This is a genomic window from Collinsella sp. AF04-24 (assembly GCF_003465685.1).
Lineage (GTDB): Bacteria > Actinomycetota > Coriobacteriia > Coriobacteriales > Coriobacteriaceae > Collinsella > Collinsella aerofaciens_AP.
Map to the genome: position 1 here is coordinate 52518 of NZ_QSBK01000003.1, position 17058 is coordinate 69575.

The following is a 17058-nucleotide window of genomic DNA, read 5'->3' on the forward strand; positions in this document are numbered from 1 at the left end:
CGGTGGGCACCCGTTTTGTTATAGAGAAGGAAGGAGCTTGTCGAGAACTTCTGTAGGACATTTGCGCAGGTTGTGAAGGGGGCGCGTTCACGGGTGACAATCGACCGTCCGTTCTGTTCGTTGCAGTTGAAAGTGGGGCGGATGGTACTCTAGTCGGGCTTCGAAACAGAAGTGACACATATGGAGCGCTTTAATAAATAATAACGCTTCAATAAACGGCTTTTTGTTTAACTGCAGCTAGAACTCTGTTACGATGCAGTCCAGGCGGGTGCCGGAATGGGACTTGGGCACGCGCGAACCTACTTGAAAGGCTACCTTATGGCTATCGAGAAGACCTTCATCATGATTAAGCCCGACGCCGTGCGCGATCGCAAGATCGGCGAGATCGTTGCTCGCATTGAGCGCAGCGGCCTTGTTATCGAGCGCATGGAGATGACCACGCTCGAGCGCGCTACCGTCGAGGAGCACTACGCCCATCTGGCCGACAAGCCCTTCTTTGGCAGTCTCTGCGACTTTATGACGAGCGGTCCGGTCGTCAAGATGGTCGTTTCCGGTCTCTCCGCTGTCTCCAAGATGCGCACCCTTATGGGCGCCACCAACCCGCTTGATGCTGCCCCCGGCACCATTCGCGGCGACTTTGCTGTCGATGTCAACGCCAATGTGATTCACGGCTCCGACTGCCTGGAGAACGCCGAGATCGAGATCAAGCGCTTTTTTGGCTAAACCAGCTTTGACTCCTTAAAGCTGTTAGCGTGTGGCTTGGGCGCCGCGGAACTTCATCCGCGGCGCCCTTTTTATTCCAGTAGACTTTTGGTAAACCCCCATAAATCTACTAAAGAGCCCCCGTCCGGATGTTTCTTCCGGGCGGGGGCTGGCGTTAGCGTATGGCTTTGTGAATCTTTAGGCCTCGTCGACGATCTTAAGGCCGCGCGTGTGGTCGATCTCGTTGAGGAGGTTAACGCGACGCTCGTGACGGCCGCCCTCAAACTCGGCGTCGAGCCACTCGTCGACGATCATCTTGGCGAGCTCGGAGCCAACGACGCGGGCGCCAAAGGCGAGCACGTTGGTGTTGTTGTGCATGCGCGAGAGCTTGGCGCTGAAGGGCTCGGAGCACACGACGGCGCGTACGCCCTCGACCTTGTTGGCAGCCAGGCTGATCCCGACGCCGGTGCCGCAGATCAGGATACCCAGGTCAACGTCGCCGTTGGCAACGGCCTTGCCCACTTTGTAACCGGCGATGGGGTAGTCGAAGCTCTCGGAGGTGTCGGTGCCAAAGTTCACGACCTCGCAGCCGCGCTCCTTCAGGTGCTCGGAAATGATGTTCTTGAGCTCGACGGCGGCGTGGTCGTTACCGATACCGATCTTCATGGATGGTTCCTCTCTGGTCTGTGCGGTGGATTTGCTAAAGGTGTTTACCGCGTTCGTCTGCATGATAGCGCGACTTTTGCGTAAACGCTCGAGCGTTTTTTGGTCAAACGCTTTAGCAGGCAACAAGACCGGCTTCTCATGAATGAATGCCGTCAGTTTGCGCTCGTGCGCCGTCTGCCGGAACTATGGTTGCGGTTTTTGATGCATTGTTATCAAATAAAAGAGCTAACTATTATCGAGAGCCCAGTTCGTTATGTAAGCAGGAGATACCTATGCCTACCGATTCCCTTCGTGATGCCGCGTTTTGCGATGTTTTGAACCGCGAGCTTGTCTGTGCGCTCGGCTGCACCGAGCCTATTGCCGTTGCCTATGCAGCGGCGCTGGCGAGCCAGACGCTCGGTTGCGAACCCGATCATATGGACGTTGCCTGCTCGGGCAACATCATCAAGAACGTTAAGAGCGTGACCGTGCCCAACTCGGGCGGCATGCACGGTATTGAAGCCGCGGCCGTGCTGGGTGCCGTGGGCGGCGACGCCAAGAGCGCGCTCGAGGTGCTCGAGACCGTTAACGACGAAGATCGTGCTCGCGTGGCCGAGCTCCTCGCCGATGCCGGTTACTGCGGTGTATCGCTTGTCGAGGGTGTGCCCAACCTCTACATCAAGGTGACTGCCACGGCCGGGGGCCATACCGCGGTCGTCGAGATTACCGACCACCACACCAATGTCACGTGCCATACGCTCGACGGTATTCCGGTGTGCGGCAAGTCGGCGGGGGAGTGTGCCGCCTGCGCCGAGCGCGTGGTGGCCGAGCGGGCAGCAGATAATGCCGACACGCCCATGTCGATTGAGTCCATTGTCGACTTTATCGAGGACGGCGACATTGAGGGCGCTCGCGCTGCCGTTGAGCGTCAGATCGAGCTGAACGGCGCGATCAGCGCCGAGGGTCTGGCGCACGCTTGGGGTGCCGAGGTTGGCCGTACGCTGCTGGGTGCTCGCGCCGATGACGTTGCCTGCCGTGCCCGTGCCCGTGCCGCCGCCGGGTCCGACGCCCGCATGAACGGCTGCGCGCTGCCGGTCGCCATTGTGTGTGGCTCGGGCAACCAGGGCATTACCTGCGCACTGCCCGTTATGGAGTATGCCGAGTACCTGCGCTGCGACCACGACCGCCTGGTGCGCGCCGTGATGCTGTCCGATCTCATTGCCGTGCATATCAAGAGCTATATCGGTGCGCTCTCGGCGTTTTGCGGTGCTATTTGCGCCTCGTGCGGCGCCGGCGCTGCGATTACCTGGCTGTGCGGTGGCACGCGCGAGCAAATCGGTGCGACGGTCTCCAATACGCTCGGCAATGTGGGCGGCATCGTGTGCGATGGCGCCAAGGCGAGCTGCGCCGCCAAGATTTCCGCTGCCGTTGATGCGGCGATTCTGGGTCACGATATGGCCATGCAGGGTCGCGGTTTCCGCGCCGGTGAGGGCCTGATTCAGGATACCGTCGAGGAGACCATCGCCAGCATGGGCTACGTGGGCCGTGTGGGTATGAAGGACACCGACGTCGAGATCCTCAACATCATGATCGGCAAAACCCAAGTGTGCTAGGACAGTTCGTCGGCTACTTGGTGTTCGTAGAAGGCTTCTACTACGGCGTTAAAGTCGCGGGCGAAGCCTTCCATGGTTCCGCGCCAGGTGACTCGGTTGGGCTTGCCCTGGCCTACATAGGCAGTCTGAATGCCGCAGGCGGGGTTAGGGAAGTCGCGTTTGGGATCGTTGCCCACCATAAGGACCTCGTGCGGTTCGAGCCCCATCACCTGAAGCTGCTCTAGATAGTAGGTGGCATCAGGCTTGCAGCGGGTGGCGTTTCCCATGTGCGTGACGAGCTCAAAGGGGGCGTCGGCCAGGTCGCCCCAACCCATGCGGCACTCGATGGCCCCCTGCGGAAAGCTGGGGTTGGTAAAGAGCGCGCAGCGCAGCCCTGCGTCCTGTACGGCCTGAAGCGCGGCGTGTGCGCCCGGCATGGCATGGGCGTTGATGAGTTCGTCATTCTTGTACGGAAGAACTTCGCGGTCGTAGTAGGTAAACGCCTCGTAGATAAGTGGGTCCGAGAGGCAAATGCCGCATCGGCGCTCGACCTCTTCTTGGTAAAACTCAAGATTGGTGCGATTGTCCGTGCTGCTGCGGCGATTGGCGTTGAGGTCGACCAGGATGGTGCCGAGGCGTGCCATCGTGCCACCGCGGCTGCGGCGCCCGATATCCGCGAGCATCGAAGAGACATCCTTAAAATAGCGAAGGATGAACGCGTTGAGGTTGATGCTAAGAAGCGTTTCGTCCATATCGAAAACGACTGCTTTGAGCACGCGGGCACCTTTCTCGAAAAATCGATCTAGAATCGTTGGCTCCGGATACTTTACCCCAAAGCCGAATGCCTAGCTGGTTATCGTCAAGTTGCGGAGACGTGTGTTCATAAGATTACGAAAAAGTCTTCACACGAGTAAAAAATCGCAGTTCACGCTTGAAATCGAACTCATTTCCCCGTAACCTATACGAACGTGATTGCATAAGCGTCACATTAGTATCTGTCGGCTCCCGAGTGTTCCTAAACGTTGTGTGCTTGTCGCACCCTTCTGTAGGTCCTAGCAATCGGGGCCCCGTAGTTCGAAAGGGGTCCACCTTTGAGTGAGATTCAGAACTCGTCCATTTTCTCTCTTGACGATGTCAACGAGGAGGAGATGAACAACCTCATCGACGGTACGATTACCGACTTTGATGAGGGCGATCTCGTTAACGGCACTGTCGTTAAGATCGAGCATGACGAGGTGCTCGTTGACATCGGATTCAAGTCCGAGGGCGTTATCCCGGTCCGCGAGCTGTCCATCCGCAAGGACGCTAACCCTGCAGACATCGTTGCACTCGGTGATCCCATCGAGGCTCTGGTTCTCCAGAAGGAGGACAAGGACGGTCGTCTGGTCCTGTCCAAGAAGCGTGCCGAGTACGAGCGTGCTTGGAACCGCATCGAGGAGAAGTTCAACTCCGGCGAGAACGTCGAGGGCGAGGTTATCGAGGTTGTCAAGGGCGGCCTGATCCTCGACATCGGCCTGCGTGGCTTCCTGCCCGCTTCCCTCGTCGACCTCCGTCGCGTCAAGGACCTCACCTCCTACATGGGCACCCGCATCGAGGCCCGCGTCATCGAGATGGACCGCAACCGCAACAACGTTGTCCTCTCCCGTCGCGTCGTGCTCGAGGAGTCCCGTAAGGCCGAGCGCTCCGAGATCCTGTCCAAGCTCAAGTCTGGCATGCGTCTCCAGGGCACCGTTTCCTCCATCGTCGACTTCGGCGCCTTCGTCGACCTCGGCGGTATCGACGGCCTCATCCACATCTCCGAGCTCTCCTGGAACCACGTCAACCATCCTTCCGAGGTTGTCAAGGTCGGCCAGGAGGTCGAGGTTGAGGTTCTCGACGTCGACCTCAACCGCGAGCGCATCTCCCTGGGTCTCAAGCAGACCACCGAGGATCCGTGGCGCGCACTGGTCAAGAAGTACCCCGTCGGCGCTATCGTCGAGGGCACTGTGACCAAGCTTGTCCCGTTCGGCGCTTTCGTCGACCTGGGCGAGGGCATCGAGGGCCTGGTGCACATCTCCGAGATGGCCAACAAGCACGTGGACCAGCCTTCTCAGGTCACCCACGTTGGCGACAAGGTTCAGGTCAAGGTCATGGAGATCGACCTCGACCGTCGTCGTATCTCCCTGTCCATGAAGTCTGCTGCTGAGACTCTGGGCGTCGAGATCGAGGTTACCCCGCTGCCTTCCGAGAAGAAGGACGAGGAGATCGACGCCGAGTAAATCGGTTTGACGATCACTTGTTTTAAGGGATCCGTCCGTAATGGACGGGTCCCTTTTTGCATTTGGCACCGAGATGCGCAATGCTGCCGGGCTGTCCACAGGCTATTGGATTGTCGGTGCATGAAAAAAGCCGACATCCCGCCTCGGGGAGGAGGCGGGAACACACCGAGTAGACGGAGGGGTGCGGAGCGCGGTCGCGTCTCGACTGACGACGTTGCCCATCGACAGGATCATTGTAACGCATGGCGGTTCTTGGTTTATCGTGTCGAGCGTTTGCGTTGTGCCATTGCCTGCGGTAACGGTGTGTTACACTCTTGCACTGCTGAGTGGGCCAGACGGTCGCGCGATGTGCTGCTTGCAGTACGCGTGAGGAAAGTCCGGGCTCCAGAGGGCGGGATGCCGGCTAACGGCCGGGCGGAGTGATCCGACGGAAAGCGCCGCAGAAAAGAAGACTCCCACCTGCGCCGCAAGGCGTAAAGGGAAAAGCTGAAACGGTGGTGTAAGAGACCACCAGCGTCGTGGCAACATGGCGGCTTGGCAAGCCCCATCCGGAGCAAGCGCGAATAGGAACGCTATGGGCCGGCCCGGTCCGCGTTCGGGTAGCGTGCGTGGAGCTGCACGGTAACGTGCAGACAAGATAAATGACCGTTCACGACAGAACCCGGCTTATCGGCCCGCTCGGCACTTTGTTGACGCTGCGAACCCGTCAGCGCGGCAATCTGCCTTTCAAGCCTTCGGGCATGACCATAAGGTCAATGCCCTCGTCTTTCAAGGCACCTTGCTCGCGCTGACGGGTTCTCGCTTTCGTTGGCGGAATCATCGGCGGTTCCGTTCTTGGCATCTCGTTGTTTTTGCCTGGTCATCGGCGTTGCCGTTCTATTTACCGGGGTTATCGGTACGGTCTTTGCCGTATTATTGAGGCTGTTTGTTGCTGCGCTTTATTTTGTTGAGGGGCTTTGTTGGACAGCTATTTTACTCTGCAATCGAATATTGAGGCTTCGGGCGAGTTTGTGGACCGCAAGAGCCGGTTTATTGCCCAGCTGGTCCATATTGAGTCCGAGGACGAGGCGAATGCCTTTATCGAGATGGTTCGCAAGCGTCATTACGACGCTCGACACAATGTTCCCGCGTGGATTTTGGTCGATGGGCGTGAGCGCCAGAGCGATGATGGTGAGCCGAGCCGTACGAGCGGCATGCCGACGCTCGAGGTGCTGCGCGGAGCGGGGCTCAAAAATGTTTGCTGCGTAGTGACGCGCTATTTTGGTGGTACGTTGTTGGGACCTGGTGGCTTGGTACGCGCCTATACCGCGGCGACGCAGACGGCGGTGGCTGCGGCTCAGGAAGCCGGGCAGATCGTTGAGATGACGAGCGTCGTGCCGGTTGATGTGCGTGTGGCCTATCCACAGTATGAGCAAGTGCTTCGTTTGGCCCAGGATTCGGATGCCAAGGTTTCGGATACCGATTACGCGGATGCCGTGACGATTCATTTGGTGTTTAAGGCGGGGGAGCAGGAGCCGTTTTGCGTTAAGATGCGCGAGCTTATGGCGGGGCGTGAGGAGATTGAGGTCGGCGCTCCCGAATTTGCCGAGTTCTAACGACGACGGCCGGCGTGCTTTTGGATGAATCCCAAGCGCGCCGGCCGTCGTTTTATGTTGTCGCCGTTTACTCGGCGAGCTGCTTTAGCACATCGCAGGCGATGTCGACGGCGTCGTCGATGCAGCCGGGGCAGCTGCGGAGCGGACCCTGGTCCGATCCGACGCCTTTGAGCGTGCCGCAGACGGTCGTGGTGTTCTTCTCGCCAAAGCGCTTGGCAATCTCGCGCGACAGCTTGTAGGTCTGGCCCTTGGTCTTGGGGTTCTCCATACCGTCGCTCATCACAAAGCCCATGATGGCCACGGCGCCCGAGATGGCGCCGCAGGTCTCGGTCATGCCGCCCATGCCGGCGCCAAAGCCCTCGGTGAGGGTAAAGGCGATCTGGGGGTCGAGCCCCACAGCGGGCGCGAGCGTGCAAGCGACAGCCTGGGCGCAGTTAAAGCCACGGTCGTGGTATTCGGCAGCCTGAGCCTGACAGGCGGTGATGTCGAGCTGGGCCGTATCGATTTGCTTCATCGTTGTCTCCTTGTTCATGGTGTACCCGCCTATGGTACCCTTGCCGGCGCATTCGCTTATCGAGACCGCAGTGCATATCTCATTGTTTTTCGCCATCGAACACTTTCTTAAGATTTGGGACAAATAAACCTGATTAATTTGTCCCAGATTAATTTGTCCCATAACCTACCTTTTGGATGGGTTGAGAGGGGTGCAGGGTAGCGGTATCGTGAACCGAATAAAACGTAACCCAGGCAAGGGAGCTAGATATGAGCGAGCAGACCATCGGAACTACATGTGTTCAGGGCGGCTATCACCCGGGAGATGCCGAGCCGCGCCAGGTGCCCATCTACCAGTCCACCACGTGGAAGTACGACACGTCCGAGCACATGGGCAAGCTGTTTGACCTAGAGGAGTCGGGCTACTTCTACAGCCGTTTGCAGAACCCCACGTGCGATCTCGTTGCCGCCAAGATCTGCGAGATGGAGGGCGGCACCGCTGCGATGCTCACGAGCTCGGGCATGGCTGCGAATTTCCTCGCGATCTTTAACGTGGTCGGTGCCGGCGATCATGTGGTCGCGAGCTCTGCCATTTACGGCGGTACGTATAACCTGCTCGCCCACACCATGGGCCGCATGGGCGTGACCTGTACGTTCGTCGCCCCCGACTGCACCGACGAGGAGCTTGAGGCAGCCTTCCGGCCCAACACCAAGCTCGTCTTTGGCGAGACGATCGCAAACCCCGCCCTTGCCGTGCTCGATATTGAGCGCTTTGCCAAGGCCGCACATGACCACGGCGTGCCGCTGATGGTCGACAACACCTTCCCGACGCCCGTGATGTGCCGTCCCTTTGAGTGGGGCGCCGACATCGTTACGCACTCCACCACCAAGTACATGGATGGACATGCTGCCTACCTGGGCGGCGTGATCGTTGACCACGGCCAGTTTGACTGGATGGCCCATGCAGACAAGTTCCCGGGTCTCACCACGCCCGACGAGAGCTACCACGGCGTGACGTATGCCGAGAAGTTCGGTCGCGAGGGTGCCTTCATTACCAAGGCAACCGCTCAGCTCATGCGCGACCTTGGCCCCATGCAGAACCCGCAGGCGGCGTTCTTCTTGAACAGCTCGCTCGAGAGCCTGCATGTGCGCATGCCGCGTCATTGCGAGAACGGCCTGGCCGTTGCCAAGTTCCTGCAGAGCCATCCCAAGGTGCGCTTCGTGAGCTATCCAGGCCTGGAGGGCGATAAGTACTATGACCTGGCTCAGAAGTACATGCCCAACGGTACCTGCGGCGTTGTGAGCTTTGGCTTTAACGGTGGTCGCGCGGCGGCCGAGACCTTTATGAAGAGCCTTAAACTTGCCCAGATCGCCACGCATGTGGCTGACGCCCGCACCTGCTGCCTGCATCCCGCTAATGCCACACACCGCCAGATGAACGATGAGGAGCTCATCGCCTGCGGCATCTCCGCCGATATGGTGCGCCTGTCGTGCGGCCTCGAGGATACGGCCGATCTGATTGCCGACCTTGAGCAGGCACTCGAGCAGTGCTAGGCTAGCGTTCGCATAAGGCGCCGATGCTGGCAGAAAGCTTCGGCGATCTTTCGTTCCGATTCCGTAGGCGGGACCCCAATCGCGACTGTTTGTAGGCGATTGGGGCCCCGTTTTTGCGTTGCGCCACTCGAAAGGATGGATATGGAGAAAACCGCAGAGCAGCTGCGCCGCGAGCACATTGCCCTTGAGGGCGACACCCATGGCAAGAACAAATGGGCGATTCTGTTTACCGTGCTCATCATGACGTTTATGTCGTGTCTGGATTCGACCGTCGTGACCGTGGCGTTGCCCGTGATGCAAAAGGAGCTGGGCGTGGGCCTCGACCGCATCCAGCTGGTGAGCTCGGTGTACCTGCTTGCGACATGCGTGGCTATGCTGCCGTTTGGCCGCTTGGGCGACGTGCGCGGCAAGGTGGGCGTATTCCAGCTGGGCGTAATCGTTTTTACGGCTGGCTCGCTGCTTTGCGGCCTTTCGAGTTCGCTCGAAGTTCTTATTCTGGCACGCATTGTGCAGGGCGTCGGCTGCGCAGCGGCCATGGCCAACAACATGGGTATCATCACCGAGTCGTTTCCGGCGCGCGAACGAGGCCGTGCCATGGGTATTCTCGCGACCTTCGTGGCCCTCGGCATGATGTGTGGCCCCGTACTCGGCGGCGTGCTGGTGGCAAGCTTTCCCTGGGAGAGCATCTTCCTCATCAACCTGCCCATTGGCGTCATCTCGTTTATCGTGGGGTTCTCCACGCTGCCGCATGTTAAGCCGGAGGCCGGCGAGCGCCCCATGTCCCTGATCGAGGCTGCTCGTCGCTGCTTTGCAAATTCGGCCTTCACCATCAACCTCGCCTGCATGCTCATCGTGTTCGTTGGTATTGGCGCATCAGAGTTTATCCTGCCGTTCTATTTTCAGGACGCCCACGGATTTGGTTCCGACATTTCCGGATTGCTCTTTTTGGCGCTGCCGATGGTGAATGCCTTTATCGGCCCGCTTTCGGGTACGGTTTCGGACCGTGTTGGCTGCGAGGGTCCCACGGCGGTCGGCCTAGGCGTGTACGTATGCGGTCTTTTTGCGGTAAGCACGCTCGACGAGTACTCTTCCATCCCTGTGATCGTGTGCTGCGTCGCGTTTATGTCGTGCGGCACGTCGATTTTCCAGAGCCCCAATAACTCGCTGTATATGGGCTCGGCTCCGCGCAAGGCACTCGGCTTTGCAGGTAGCTTGGGCAGCTTGGCGCGCTATGCGGGCATGGCGCTGGGTATTACGGCAGGTTCGCATATCCTCTATGGGCAGATGAGCGTGGCGATGGGCGAGGCCGTGACCAGTTTTGTTGCAGGCCGTCCGGATGTATTCCTATTCGGCTTTCGCTCGGTGTTCTACGTGCTTATGGCTGTGGCCGCTGTGGGCTTTGCGCTTGCCATGGTGCGTTTGGTGAAGATGCGCGCCCGCCATTAGCGTGTTGGGAGGCTGTCTGCCACGATTCGCGCCGTCCCAAAAAGACTGGTTTGTGGTGCGATGCGGCTTGTGGGGCGGGCGGGGGTCGGTCCGTGGTAGACTATTGAACAACGTTTATTAATCGCGCGGTATCGTTGCCGCGAGAAGGGGTTGCGCCATGCAGGAGCTTGAGGATCGTATTCGCCATGACGGCATCGTAAAGGCCGGTAACGTCCTTAAGGTTGATGCCTTCCTCAACCACCAATGCGACGTTGAGCTGTTCGACCACATGGGCGCCGAGTGGGCCCGTCTGTTCGAGGGCGTCGAGATCAACAAGATCCTGACGATCGAGGCTTCGGGCATTGGCATGGCTTGCATTGCAGCCCAGCACTTTGGCGGCGTGCCGGTGGTCTTTGCCAAGAAGGCGCAGTCCATCAACCTCGACGGCGAGCAGTATGCCACGACCATCTACTCCTTTACCAAGCAGAAGGAGTACCCGGTCATCGTTGGCAAGCGTTTCCTGTCCGAGGGCGACAAGGTCCTGATCATCGACGACTTCTTGGCCAACGGCTGCGCGCTCGAGGGTCTTATCAAGATCTGCGAGGCTGCGGGTGCTGAGGTGTCCGGTATTGGCATTGCCGTGGAGAAGGGCTTCCAGGGCGGCGGCGATAAGCTCCGCGAGCGTGGCTTCCGTGTTGAGAGCCTGGCCCGTATCGCCGATATGGACTGCGAGACCGGCGAGATCACCTTCGCCTAAGCGCGCAACACAAGCGATTGGTATGCGATGTGACAAAGGGACTGTCCCTTTGTCACATTTTTTGTATGAGGGGAGGTATTGATATGGATGAGAACAAGATGGGATGGTGCGAGTATGCGCGCTATGCCGCGATGGCGGCCGAAGAGTTGGCGCGCGATTGCGAGGTACAGGTGTTTCGCGCGACGGGTCCGGGTGGACAAGGCGTGAACACGACGGACTCGGCGGTGCGCATGAAGCACGTGCCCACAGGGATTACCGTGACGGCGCGCGAGAGCCGCAGCCAGTTCCAAAATCGCGCGAGCTGCCTGCGCAAGCTGCGCGCCGAGCTCGAGCGACGCGGACGTCCACCGCGTCGACGTGTAAAGACCAAGGTGCCCCAGCGCTCTCGTCAGCGCAGACTCAATGACAAGCACTTCAATGCCATTAAAAAGGCCAACCGACGCAAGCCGGGCAGCGACGAGTAGTCGTTTGTTCCACTGGCCTTGCTAGCGGGTAGGGTGCCAAACTTGGAGGGCGCTGCCGAGGACGTCGACCTCGATGCGCGAGGCGTCAACGGGCTCGCCATCGGCTTGGATGGGATAATCGGGCTGCTCGAAGGTGAGCTCGGCATGGCAGCAACGGCGCATACGAACCGGCGGCAGCTTGGTGTGGTGGCCGTCCTTGGCCGAAAGAAACATGGGCAGGGCAACCGCGCGGGGGACGGGGCCGCAGGCGTAGCAGACGTCGAGTATGCCGTCGCAGGGGTCGGCATCAGGGCAGATGCGATAGCCCGAGCCATAGGTGGGGCCCAGCTGAATCGCCATGATAATCGCCCGCACGCGCTCGGCGGGCGCGCCGTCAAAGCTGACCGTCATGGGGTAGTTGCGATAGCGTAGGCCAAACTGCTCAAGTCCCGAGAGGGTGTAGAGCGACGTGCCGGTGAGACCCGTCTTTTTTCGCAGCTCGGTGGTGCCCAGGCCGATGGCGGCGTCAATACCGACGGAGAGCGTCTGGTCGTAATACTCGACGATCGCCTCGCCGCTTCCGCTTGCGGGGTTCCATGAGCGAATACGCCCGATATCCTGGTGCTGCAGCTCGCAGGTGAGCAGCGCGCCAAAATCCTTACCGGAGAAATCGTCGATTCCGAGCGTCTGGGCAAAATCGTTGCCGGAGCCCACGGGCAGGACGGCAAGGGCGGGACGGATGGCCTTTTCCTGCGCCATGAGCCCATTGACGACCTCGTGGATCACGCCGTCGCCGCCAAGGGCGATAACGGTGCGATAGCCCTGAGCCTGTGCGGCAAGCTCCTTGGCGTGTCCCATGCACTCGGTCAGCACTAGGTCAAACTGGGACGTGCGCGCCGTCATGTCCAAAAAGCGTTGCAGGCGCTCGGCAACCTCGCGCGCGGCGCCCGACTGGGCGACAGGATTGGCGATGATGAGCGTGCGACCAAAGTCAGTTGCGTGCATGGGGCGACTCCCGGCGTGTGGCATGACGGTGCGGTCGCGCTCGGGTCGAATTGCCCCCGATTGTGGCTGCACGGCGATTACTTACGTCTACTCTATCAGGTCGTTGTGGCGCTCGATAGCATCCGCTACCGTACCGCCCTCATCCACAATAAGCGAGCGGCGCTTGGGCGACACGATGCGCTGCGCGGGGTACACGCCACGGTGGCCGCCGACGAGATAGCTAATAAACGAGACGATGACAAAGAAGCCCGCGGCTGTTCCATGGAACAGGTCGATAGCCATCATGCAGGTGGTGATGGGCACGTTGAGGCCGGCACAGAAGACGCCGAGCATGCCGAGGGCCGCCATAAAGCTCGGGTCGAGTCCAGCGAGGCAGCCAATCCATCCGCCGAGCGCCGCACCGATGCCAAACAGGGGCGTGACCTCGCCGCCTTGGAAGCCGGCACCCAGGGTGAGCGCCGTTACGACGAGCTTGATGGCGGCGTCGGCGAGGGTGGTTGTGCCGGCAAACCCGGCGCCCGAAAGCCACGTGGAAAGGCCGGCATACTCCCAGGCGTCAAGCAACGCATAGGCCGCAAGCACCACGAGTGCGCCGACGAGCGCACGGACGAGATAGTTGGTGATAAAACGCGCATACAGGTTCTTGACCGTGCGGACCGACCAGGCAAAGAGGCGCGCCGTCAGGCCAAAGACAATGGCTCCGATAACGACGATGGCAACCGTTCTGGGCGTCATGTCGGGAACGCTGGCGATGACGTTGCTCTCGTACTGGGTGCCCAGGGCGAGTGACGTAAAGTAGCCGGTAAACGAGGCGACCAGGCAGTAGATGCCCGCGGTGTAGTCGATCTTGCCGATAAAGCACATCTCCATGCCAAAGAAAGCTCCGGCGAGAGGTGATCCGAACACGGCGCCAAAGGCAGACGAGATACCGGCGAGCATGAGGTCGTGGTGGTCGTGTTTTTTGAGATGGGCAAGGCTCGAGACATTGCTGGCGATGGTACCGCCGATCTGCACCGCGGCGCCCTCGCGGCCGGCCGAGCCGCCCGTCAGATGCGTGAGCGTGGAGCACACAAACGTGAGGATGGCCATGCGCGCATGGATGAGTCGTGTGCCCAGGGCGGAGTCGATGACCAAATTGTTGCCGCGTTTGGCGGCGAGACCGTGGTTCTTGTAGACCCACGCGGTGGCCACGCCCACGACGGGGAGCAGGGCGTAGATCCACGCATGGCTCTCGCGATAATCGGTCGCAATATCCAGCGAGGCCAAAAACGCCCAAGCGGCAACGCCCATGGCGAGCGAAACGACAACGACGAGCGCGAGCAGTTTGGCGCTCGCGAGCATGTTGTGGGCATTGCGGCGCGTGTCGGCGGCCAAGAGCTGTTCGGAGCGGGTGAGCTGGTTGCGACCGCTGATGATCAAGTCGGTCGGAGAGAAGGACCTGCCGTCTGTGTCCTGACGGGTGTCATCAGACGGGTCGAGTGTATTTTCACGTTTATCGATAAAAGCCATAACGTCCTCTTTATTGTTGCGATGCATGCATTATAAGACGGCACCCCGTGCCTTAAGGCAATTGACAGGTTTCGGTTCTGTTACGAAAGGCGCGTGGCCGACAGGTGTATTTGCCGTTGCGGGCCATGTCTTGAGCGGGCAGCGGGGGATTATACTGAACCAAACATAAAGAATCGGCGCCACTGTTGCGCGCCGTGGCATGTAAGAGGTGTATATGGCTAAGACGCTCATCCCGCTGGAGGACGCGCAGGCGATCGTCTTGTCGCACGTGAATCGCACCGAAGTTGTCGAGATTCCCGTGTGGCAGGCTGCCGGTCTTCCCTTGGCCGAGGACGCGGTGGCCGATATCGACATCTCGCCGTTTGCTAACAGCGCTATGGACGGATATGCCGTGCGCTCGGCGGATTTGGCGCAGGGATCTGGCGAGGCGCCGGTGACGCTCGACGTTATCGGACACGAGGCCGCGGGCCATGTGTTTGAGGGCACAATTGGCGCGGGCGAGACGGTCCGCATCATGACGGGCGCACCGGTACCCGAAGGTGCCGATGCCGTGGTGAAGTATGAGATCGTCGATGTGCTCGTCGGTGACGGCAACGAGGGTTCGCGTGTGAGGTTCTCGGCGCCTGCCAAGGTAGGGGAGAACGTTCGCTCTGCCGCCGAGGAGGCCCATGCCGGCGATGTTGTGATGCACGCCGGCGAGGTCGTGGCTCCGGCGGGCGCCGGCTTGTTGGCGAGCGCCGGGTATGCGAGCGTGAAGGTCCATGCCGCTCCGCGCGTGGGCATTATCTCGCTGGGCACGGAGCTGGTCGCGCCGAGCGAGCTGCCGGCACGCGGGCAGATTCGCGATTCCAATTCCTCGGCGTTAATGGCCGAGGTGCTCGATGCTGGGGCCGACCCAGTGTTCTACGGCATTGCGCCCGACGACGAGCGGGCGATTGCCGAGCTGGTGCACCGCGCCGCGCAAGAGTGCGATTTTGTCATTACGAGCGGTGGCGCCTCGGCTGGCGACTATGACTACGTGACGGCGCTGGTTCGGCGCGAGGGCGAGGTGCTGTTCGATCGCATTTCGTTGCGTCCCGGCAAAGCCATTACGTTTGGCCTGCTCGGCGGCAAGCCCTATCTGGGGCTTTCGGGCAACCCCGCGGCGGCATACGTGGGCTTTGAGATGCTCGCCCGCCCGGCGATTCGCAAGATGCGCGGCTTTGCCGAGGGTGCGCGTCCCGTGCAGCAGGCGGTTCTTACCCACGGCGTGAAGAAGCGACAGGACCGACGCTTCTATGATCGCGCCACGGTTGCGCGCGATACGCAGACGGGTGAGCTTACGGTCACCGAGGCGCACAGCCAGAACTCGGCGCTGCTCGGAACCATGCAGCGTGCGAACTGCCTGTTGCGCATCAACGAGGGTCCGTGCGATCTTGAGCCGGGCGACGTCGTGGATGTCGTCCGTGTCGATCTGCCCGAGGGCGCCGTGCTGTAGGAGGAATGCTATGGAGTTGAAGATTTCGATCGTGACGTGCTCGGATACGCGCGATCTTGCCCAGGACGAAGCAGGCGCTGTGCTCGAGGAGCTCATCGCGACGCAGGGCTGGATGGTTGCCTCGCATACGGTGGTGCATGACGATGTTGACGAGATCGGTGCTGCCATTGTGGCTGCGGCCGACGATTGCCAGGCCAACGTGGTCATCACCTGCGGCGGCACGGGGCTTTCGATGCGCGACGTGACGCCCGAGGCGACGCGTGCCGTCTGCGACCGCGATGTGCCGGGTATTGCCGAGGCGATCCGTGCATACTCTATGACCAAGACGCGCCGTGCCATGCTTTCGCGCGCCGTGTGCATGCAGCGTGGGGCTGCGCTTGTCATCAACTTTCCGGGATCCACGAAGGCGGCTCGCGAAAGCTGGGAGGCCGTGAGCGACCAGCTGGAGCACGCGGCCCACATGACGGCGGGCGGTGGACACGCTCGCTAAACTGCTTGCCTGTAGTGGAGTGACCTTATGGGTCGCTCCGCTTTTTTAAGCGGCGACAACGCGAGCGTCTTGCGGCTATCGGTATAAGAAATTATCAAACGATAATTTCTTATCACAAGCATTATTCGCGCTAAAGTATAATTCAATTACAGGATAAAGCCCGCGGCGGGGTGCCCGGGCGTAGCGCTCGAAAGGGTTGAACATGTTCGATATGGTTTCTCGCCGCGGATTCGTCTCGCTTTCTGCTGTCGCCGCTGCCGGCCTTGGCCTTGCTGGCTGCTCGGGCAACAAGACGTCTGAGCCGGCCGGCTCCGATGCGGGTTCTGCCAAGACTTCTTTCAAGAAGGCCGTCGGGCTGCAGGTGTTCGCCGCCAACTCGCTCGAGAAGGCTCTGCCCGAGGTTCAGAAGCTCTACACCGAGCAGACGGGTACCACCTTTGCCGACACGCAGTTTAAGGCGTCCGGCGACCTTGTCGAGCAGATGCGCGCCGGCGCCGCGGTTGACGTGCTCATCACGGCCTCCAAGGGCACTATGGACGACGCCGAGGCCGCCGAGCTCGTCGACGCCGACACGTGTGAGGACATGTTCGTCAACGACCTCGTGATTATTCGTGCCGAGGGCTCCGACACCAAGGTCGAGGCCATCGCCGACGTCGCGAACCTGGACGGCAAGATTGCCGTCGGCGACGCTAAGACCGTTCCCGCCGGCAAGTATGCCAACCAAGCGCTGGCTTCTGTTGGGCTCTACACCGGTACCGAGGGCGACGACGGCGAGTATGCACCCGAGCTCGCCGACAAGGTGGCCCTGGCCGACAAGGTCGGCACCGCCGCAGCTTACGTCTCTACGGGCGACTGCGTGGCCGGCTTTGTCTACAGCTCCGACATCTTCCGCTACGACGGCATCGAGGAGGCCTTCGTGTGCCCCGAGGATTCGCACAAGCCCATCGTGTATCCGGGTGCCGTTGCCGAGAGCTCCGAGCACGCCGACGAGGCCAAGGCGTTCATCGACTTCTGTCTGACCAACAAGAAGGCGCAGAAGATTTGGGCTAAGTACGGATTTGAGCTTTCCGCGTAGTGCGGCTTGGAGCGATAATCCCATCGTTTTGTCTTTTGC

General features: G+C 60.4%; 15 protein-coding genes, 1 other RNA gene and 1 pseudogene. 12 read left to right on the top strand and 5 right to left on the bottom strand.

The features are described from left to right. The first annotated feature begins 318 nt into the window (after positions 1-318). Positions 319-723 (top strand): nucleoside-diphosphate kinase, encoded by a 405-nt coding sequence (gene ndk / locus DWV32_RS01795; protein ID WP_117757021.1) that lies wholly within the window; start codon positions 319-321, stop codon positions 721-723. 177 nt (positions 724-900) lie between these two features. Here the strand turns inward: ndk and rpiB are convergent, their stop codons facing one another. After that, positions 901-1368, bottom strand: coding sequence for a ribose 5-phosphate isomerase B (gene rpiB, locus DWV32_RS01800; RefSeq protein WP_035138007.1), 468 nt, complete (start codon positions 1366-1368; stop codon positions 901-903). A gap of 272 nt (positions 1369-1640) precedes the next feature. Here rpiB and DWV32_RS01805 point away from each other — a divergent pair, with 272 nt between their 5' ends. Continuing rightward, the gene (locus DWV32_RS01805; RefSeq protein ID WP_117757022.1) at positions 1641-2960 is read left to right on the top strand and encodes a serine dehydratase subunit alpha family protein; all 1320 of its coding nucleotides are present in this window, start codon (positions 1641-1643) and stop codon (positions 2958-2960) included. Here the strand turns inward: DWV32_RS01805 and DWV32_RS01810 are convergent. After that, the gene (locus tag DWV32_RS01810; RefSeq protein WP_117757023.1) at positions 2957-3715 is read right to left on the bottom strand and encodes an HAD family hydrolase; all 759 of its coding nucleotides are present in this window, start codon (positions 3713-3715) and stop codon (positions 2957-2959) included. The genes DWV32_RS01805 and DWV32_RS01810 overlap by 4 nt on opposite strands. 315 nt (positions 3716-4030) lie before the next feature. On the opposite strand from DWV32_RS01810, the gene rpsA reads away from it, so the two are divergent. The 3 genes from rpsA to DWV32_RS01825 all read left to right on the top strand — a co-directional run bounded on the left by rpsA (position 4031) and on the right by DWV32_RS01825 (position 6792). Beyond that, complete coding sequence (rpsA, locus tag DWV32_RS01815; protein WP_117757024.1) at positions 4031-5197, top strand: 30S ribosomal protein S1; 1167 nt, start codon at positions 4031-4033, stop codon at positions 5195-5197. 323 nt (positions 5198-5520) lie between these two features. Then, an RNA gene (rnpB, locus tag DWV32_RS01820) (RNase P RNA component class A) lies at positions 5521-5882 on the top strand. 271 nt (positions 5883-6153) lie between these two features. Beyond that, positions 6154-6792 carry a YigZ family protein gene (locus tag DWV32_RS01825; RefSeq protein WP_187361803.1) on the top strand — a complete coding sequence of 213 codons (639 nt, stop codon included), beginning with the start codon at positions 6154-6156 and terminating at the stop codon, positions 6790-6792. Between the two features lie 67 nt (positions 6793-6859). On the opposite strand, the gene DWV32_RS01830 is transcribed toward DWV32_RS01825, so the two are convergent. Further along, the gene (locus DWV32_RS01830) at positions 6860-7306 is read right to left on the bottom strand and encodes a C-GCAxxG-C-C family protein (RefSeq protein WP_117757026.1); all 447 of its coding nucleotides are present in this window, start codon (positions 7304-7306) and stop codon (positions 6860-6862) included. A 248-nt stretch (positions 7307-7554) separates the two neighbouring features. On the opposite strand from DWV32_RS01830, the gene DWV32_RS01835 reads away from it, so the two are divergent. The 4 genes and pseudogenes from DWV32_RS01835 to DWV32_RS01850 form a co-directional block, all read left to right on the top strand. Further along, the gene (locus DWV32_RS01835) at positions 7555-8838 is read left to right on the top strand and encodes an O-acetylhomoserine aminocarboxypropyltransferase/cysteine synthase family protein (RefSeq protein ID WP_117757027.1); all 1284 of its coding nucleotides are present in this window, start codon (positions 7555-7557) and stop codon (positions 8836-8838) included. A 141-nt stretch (positions 8839-8979) separates the two neighbouring features. Then, a complete protein-coding gene (locus DWV32_RS01840) occupies positions 8980-10284 on the top strand; it encodes an MFS transporter (protein ID WP_117757028.1) in 1305 nt (434 codons plus the stop codon). A gap of 157 nt (positions 10285-10441) precedes the next feature. Further along, complete coding sequence (locus tag DWV32_RS01845) at positions 10442-11020, top strand: xanthine phosphoribosyltransferase (protein WP_022095227.1); 579 nt, start codon at positions 10442-10444, stop codon at positions 11018-11020. A 155-nt stretch (positions 11021-11175) separates the two neighbouring features. Next, a pseudogene (locus DWV32_RS01850) lies at positions 11176-11484 on the top strand (peptide chain release factor-like protein); the annotation flags it as partial. Positions 11485-11505: 21 nt separating this feature from the next. Here DWV32_RS01850 and DWV32_RS01855 read toward each other — a convergent pair. Further along, positions 11506-12468 carry a diacylglycerol kinase family protein gene (locus DWV32_RS01855; RefSeq protein ID WP_117757029.1) on the bottom strand — a complete coding sequence of 321 codons (963 nt, stop codon included), beginning with the start codon at positions 12466-12468 and terminating at the stop codon, positions 11506-11508. A gap of 87 nt (positions 12469-12555) precedes the next feature. Next, the gene (locus DWV32_RS01860) at positions 12556-13977 is read right to left on the bottom strand and encodes a chloride channel protein (RefSeq protein ID WP_117757030.1); all 1422 of its coding nucleotides are present in this window, start codon (positions 13975-13977) and stop codon (positions 12556-12558) included. A gap of 214 nt (positions 13978-14191) precedes the next feature. Here DWV32_RS01860 and glp point away from each other — a divergent pair, with 214 nt between their 5' ends. The 3 genes from glp (at position 14192) to modA (ending at position 17019) form a co-directional block, all read left to right on the top strand. After that, entirely contained in the window at positions 14192-15454 is a 1263-nt protein-coding gene (gene glp, locus DWV32_RS01865; RefSeq protein WP_117757031.1) for a gephyrin-like molybdotransferase Glp, read from the top strand. A 10-nt stretch (positions 15455-15464) separates the two neighbouring features. Further along, positions 15465-15944, top strand: coding sequence for a molybdenum cofactor biosynthesis protein B (locus DWV32_RS01870; protein ID WP_117757032.1), 480 nt, complete (start codon positions 15465-15467; stop codon positions 15942-15944). A gap of 202 nt (positions 15945-16146) precedes the next feature. Next, positions 16147-17019: a molybdate ABC transporter substrate-binding protein gene (modA, locus tag DWV32_RS01875; protein WP_117757033.1), complete on the top strand. Its 873-nt coding sequence runs from the start codon at positions 16147-16149 to the stop codon at positions 17017-17019. Positions 17020-17058: the final 39 nt, after the last annotated feature.

Excerpts from the sequence above, each read along its gene's own strand:
- DWV32_RS01860 (WP_117757030.1), bottom strand. The coding sequence starts at position 13,977 with ATGGCTTTTATCGATAAACGTGAAAATACACTCGACCCGTCTGATGAC.
- DWV32_RS01845 (WP_022095227.1), top strand. The coding sequence starts at position 10,442 with ATGCAGGAGCTTGAGGATCGTATTCGCCATGACGGCATCGTAAAGGCC.
- DWV32_RS01840 (WP_117757028.1), top strand. The coding sequence starts at position 8,980 with ATGGAGAAAACCGCAGAGCAGCTGCGCCGCGAGCACATTGCCCTTGAG.
- DWV32_RS01870 (WP_117757032.1), top strand. The coding sequence starts at position 15,465 with ATGGAGTTGAAGATTTCGATCGTGACGTGCTCGGATACGCGCGATCTT.
- DWV32_RS01805 (WP_117757022.1), top strand. The coding sequence starts at position 1,641 with ATGCCTACCGATTCCCTTCGTGATGCCGCGTTTTGCGATGTTTTGAAC.
- glp (WP_117757031.1), top strand. The coding sequence starts at position 14,192 with ATGGCTAAGACGCTCATCCCGCTGGAGGACGCGCAGGCGATCGTCTTG.
- modA (WP_117757033.1), top strand. The coding sequence starts at position 16,147 with ATGTTCGATATGGTTTCTCGCCGCGGATTCGTCTCGCTTTCTGCTGTC.
- rpiB (WP_035138007.1), bottom strand. The coding sequence starts at position 1,368 with ATGAAGATCGGTATCGGTAACGACCACGCCGCCGTCGAGCTCAAGAAC.
- DWV32_RS01835 (WP_117757027.1), top strand. The coding sequence starts at position 7,555 with ATGAGCGAGCAGACCATCGGAACTACATGTGTTCAGGGCGGCTATCAC.
- DWV32_RS01830 (WP_117757026.1), bottom strand. The coding sequence starts at position 7,306 with ATGAAGCAAATCGATACGGCCCAGCTCGACATCACCGCCTGTCAGGCT.
- ndk (WP_117757021.1), top strand. The coding sequence starts at position 319 with ATGGCTATCGAGAAGACCTTCATCATGATTAAGCCCGACGCCGTGCGC.
- DWV32_RS01855 (WP_117757029.1), bottom strand. The coding sequence starts at position 12,468 with ATGCACGCAACTGACTTTGGTCGCACGCTCATCATCGCCAATCCTGTC.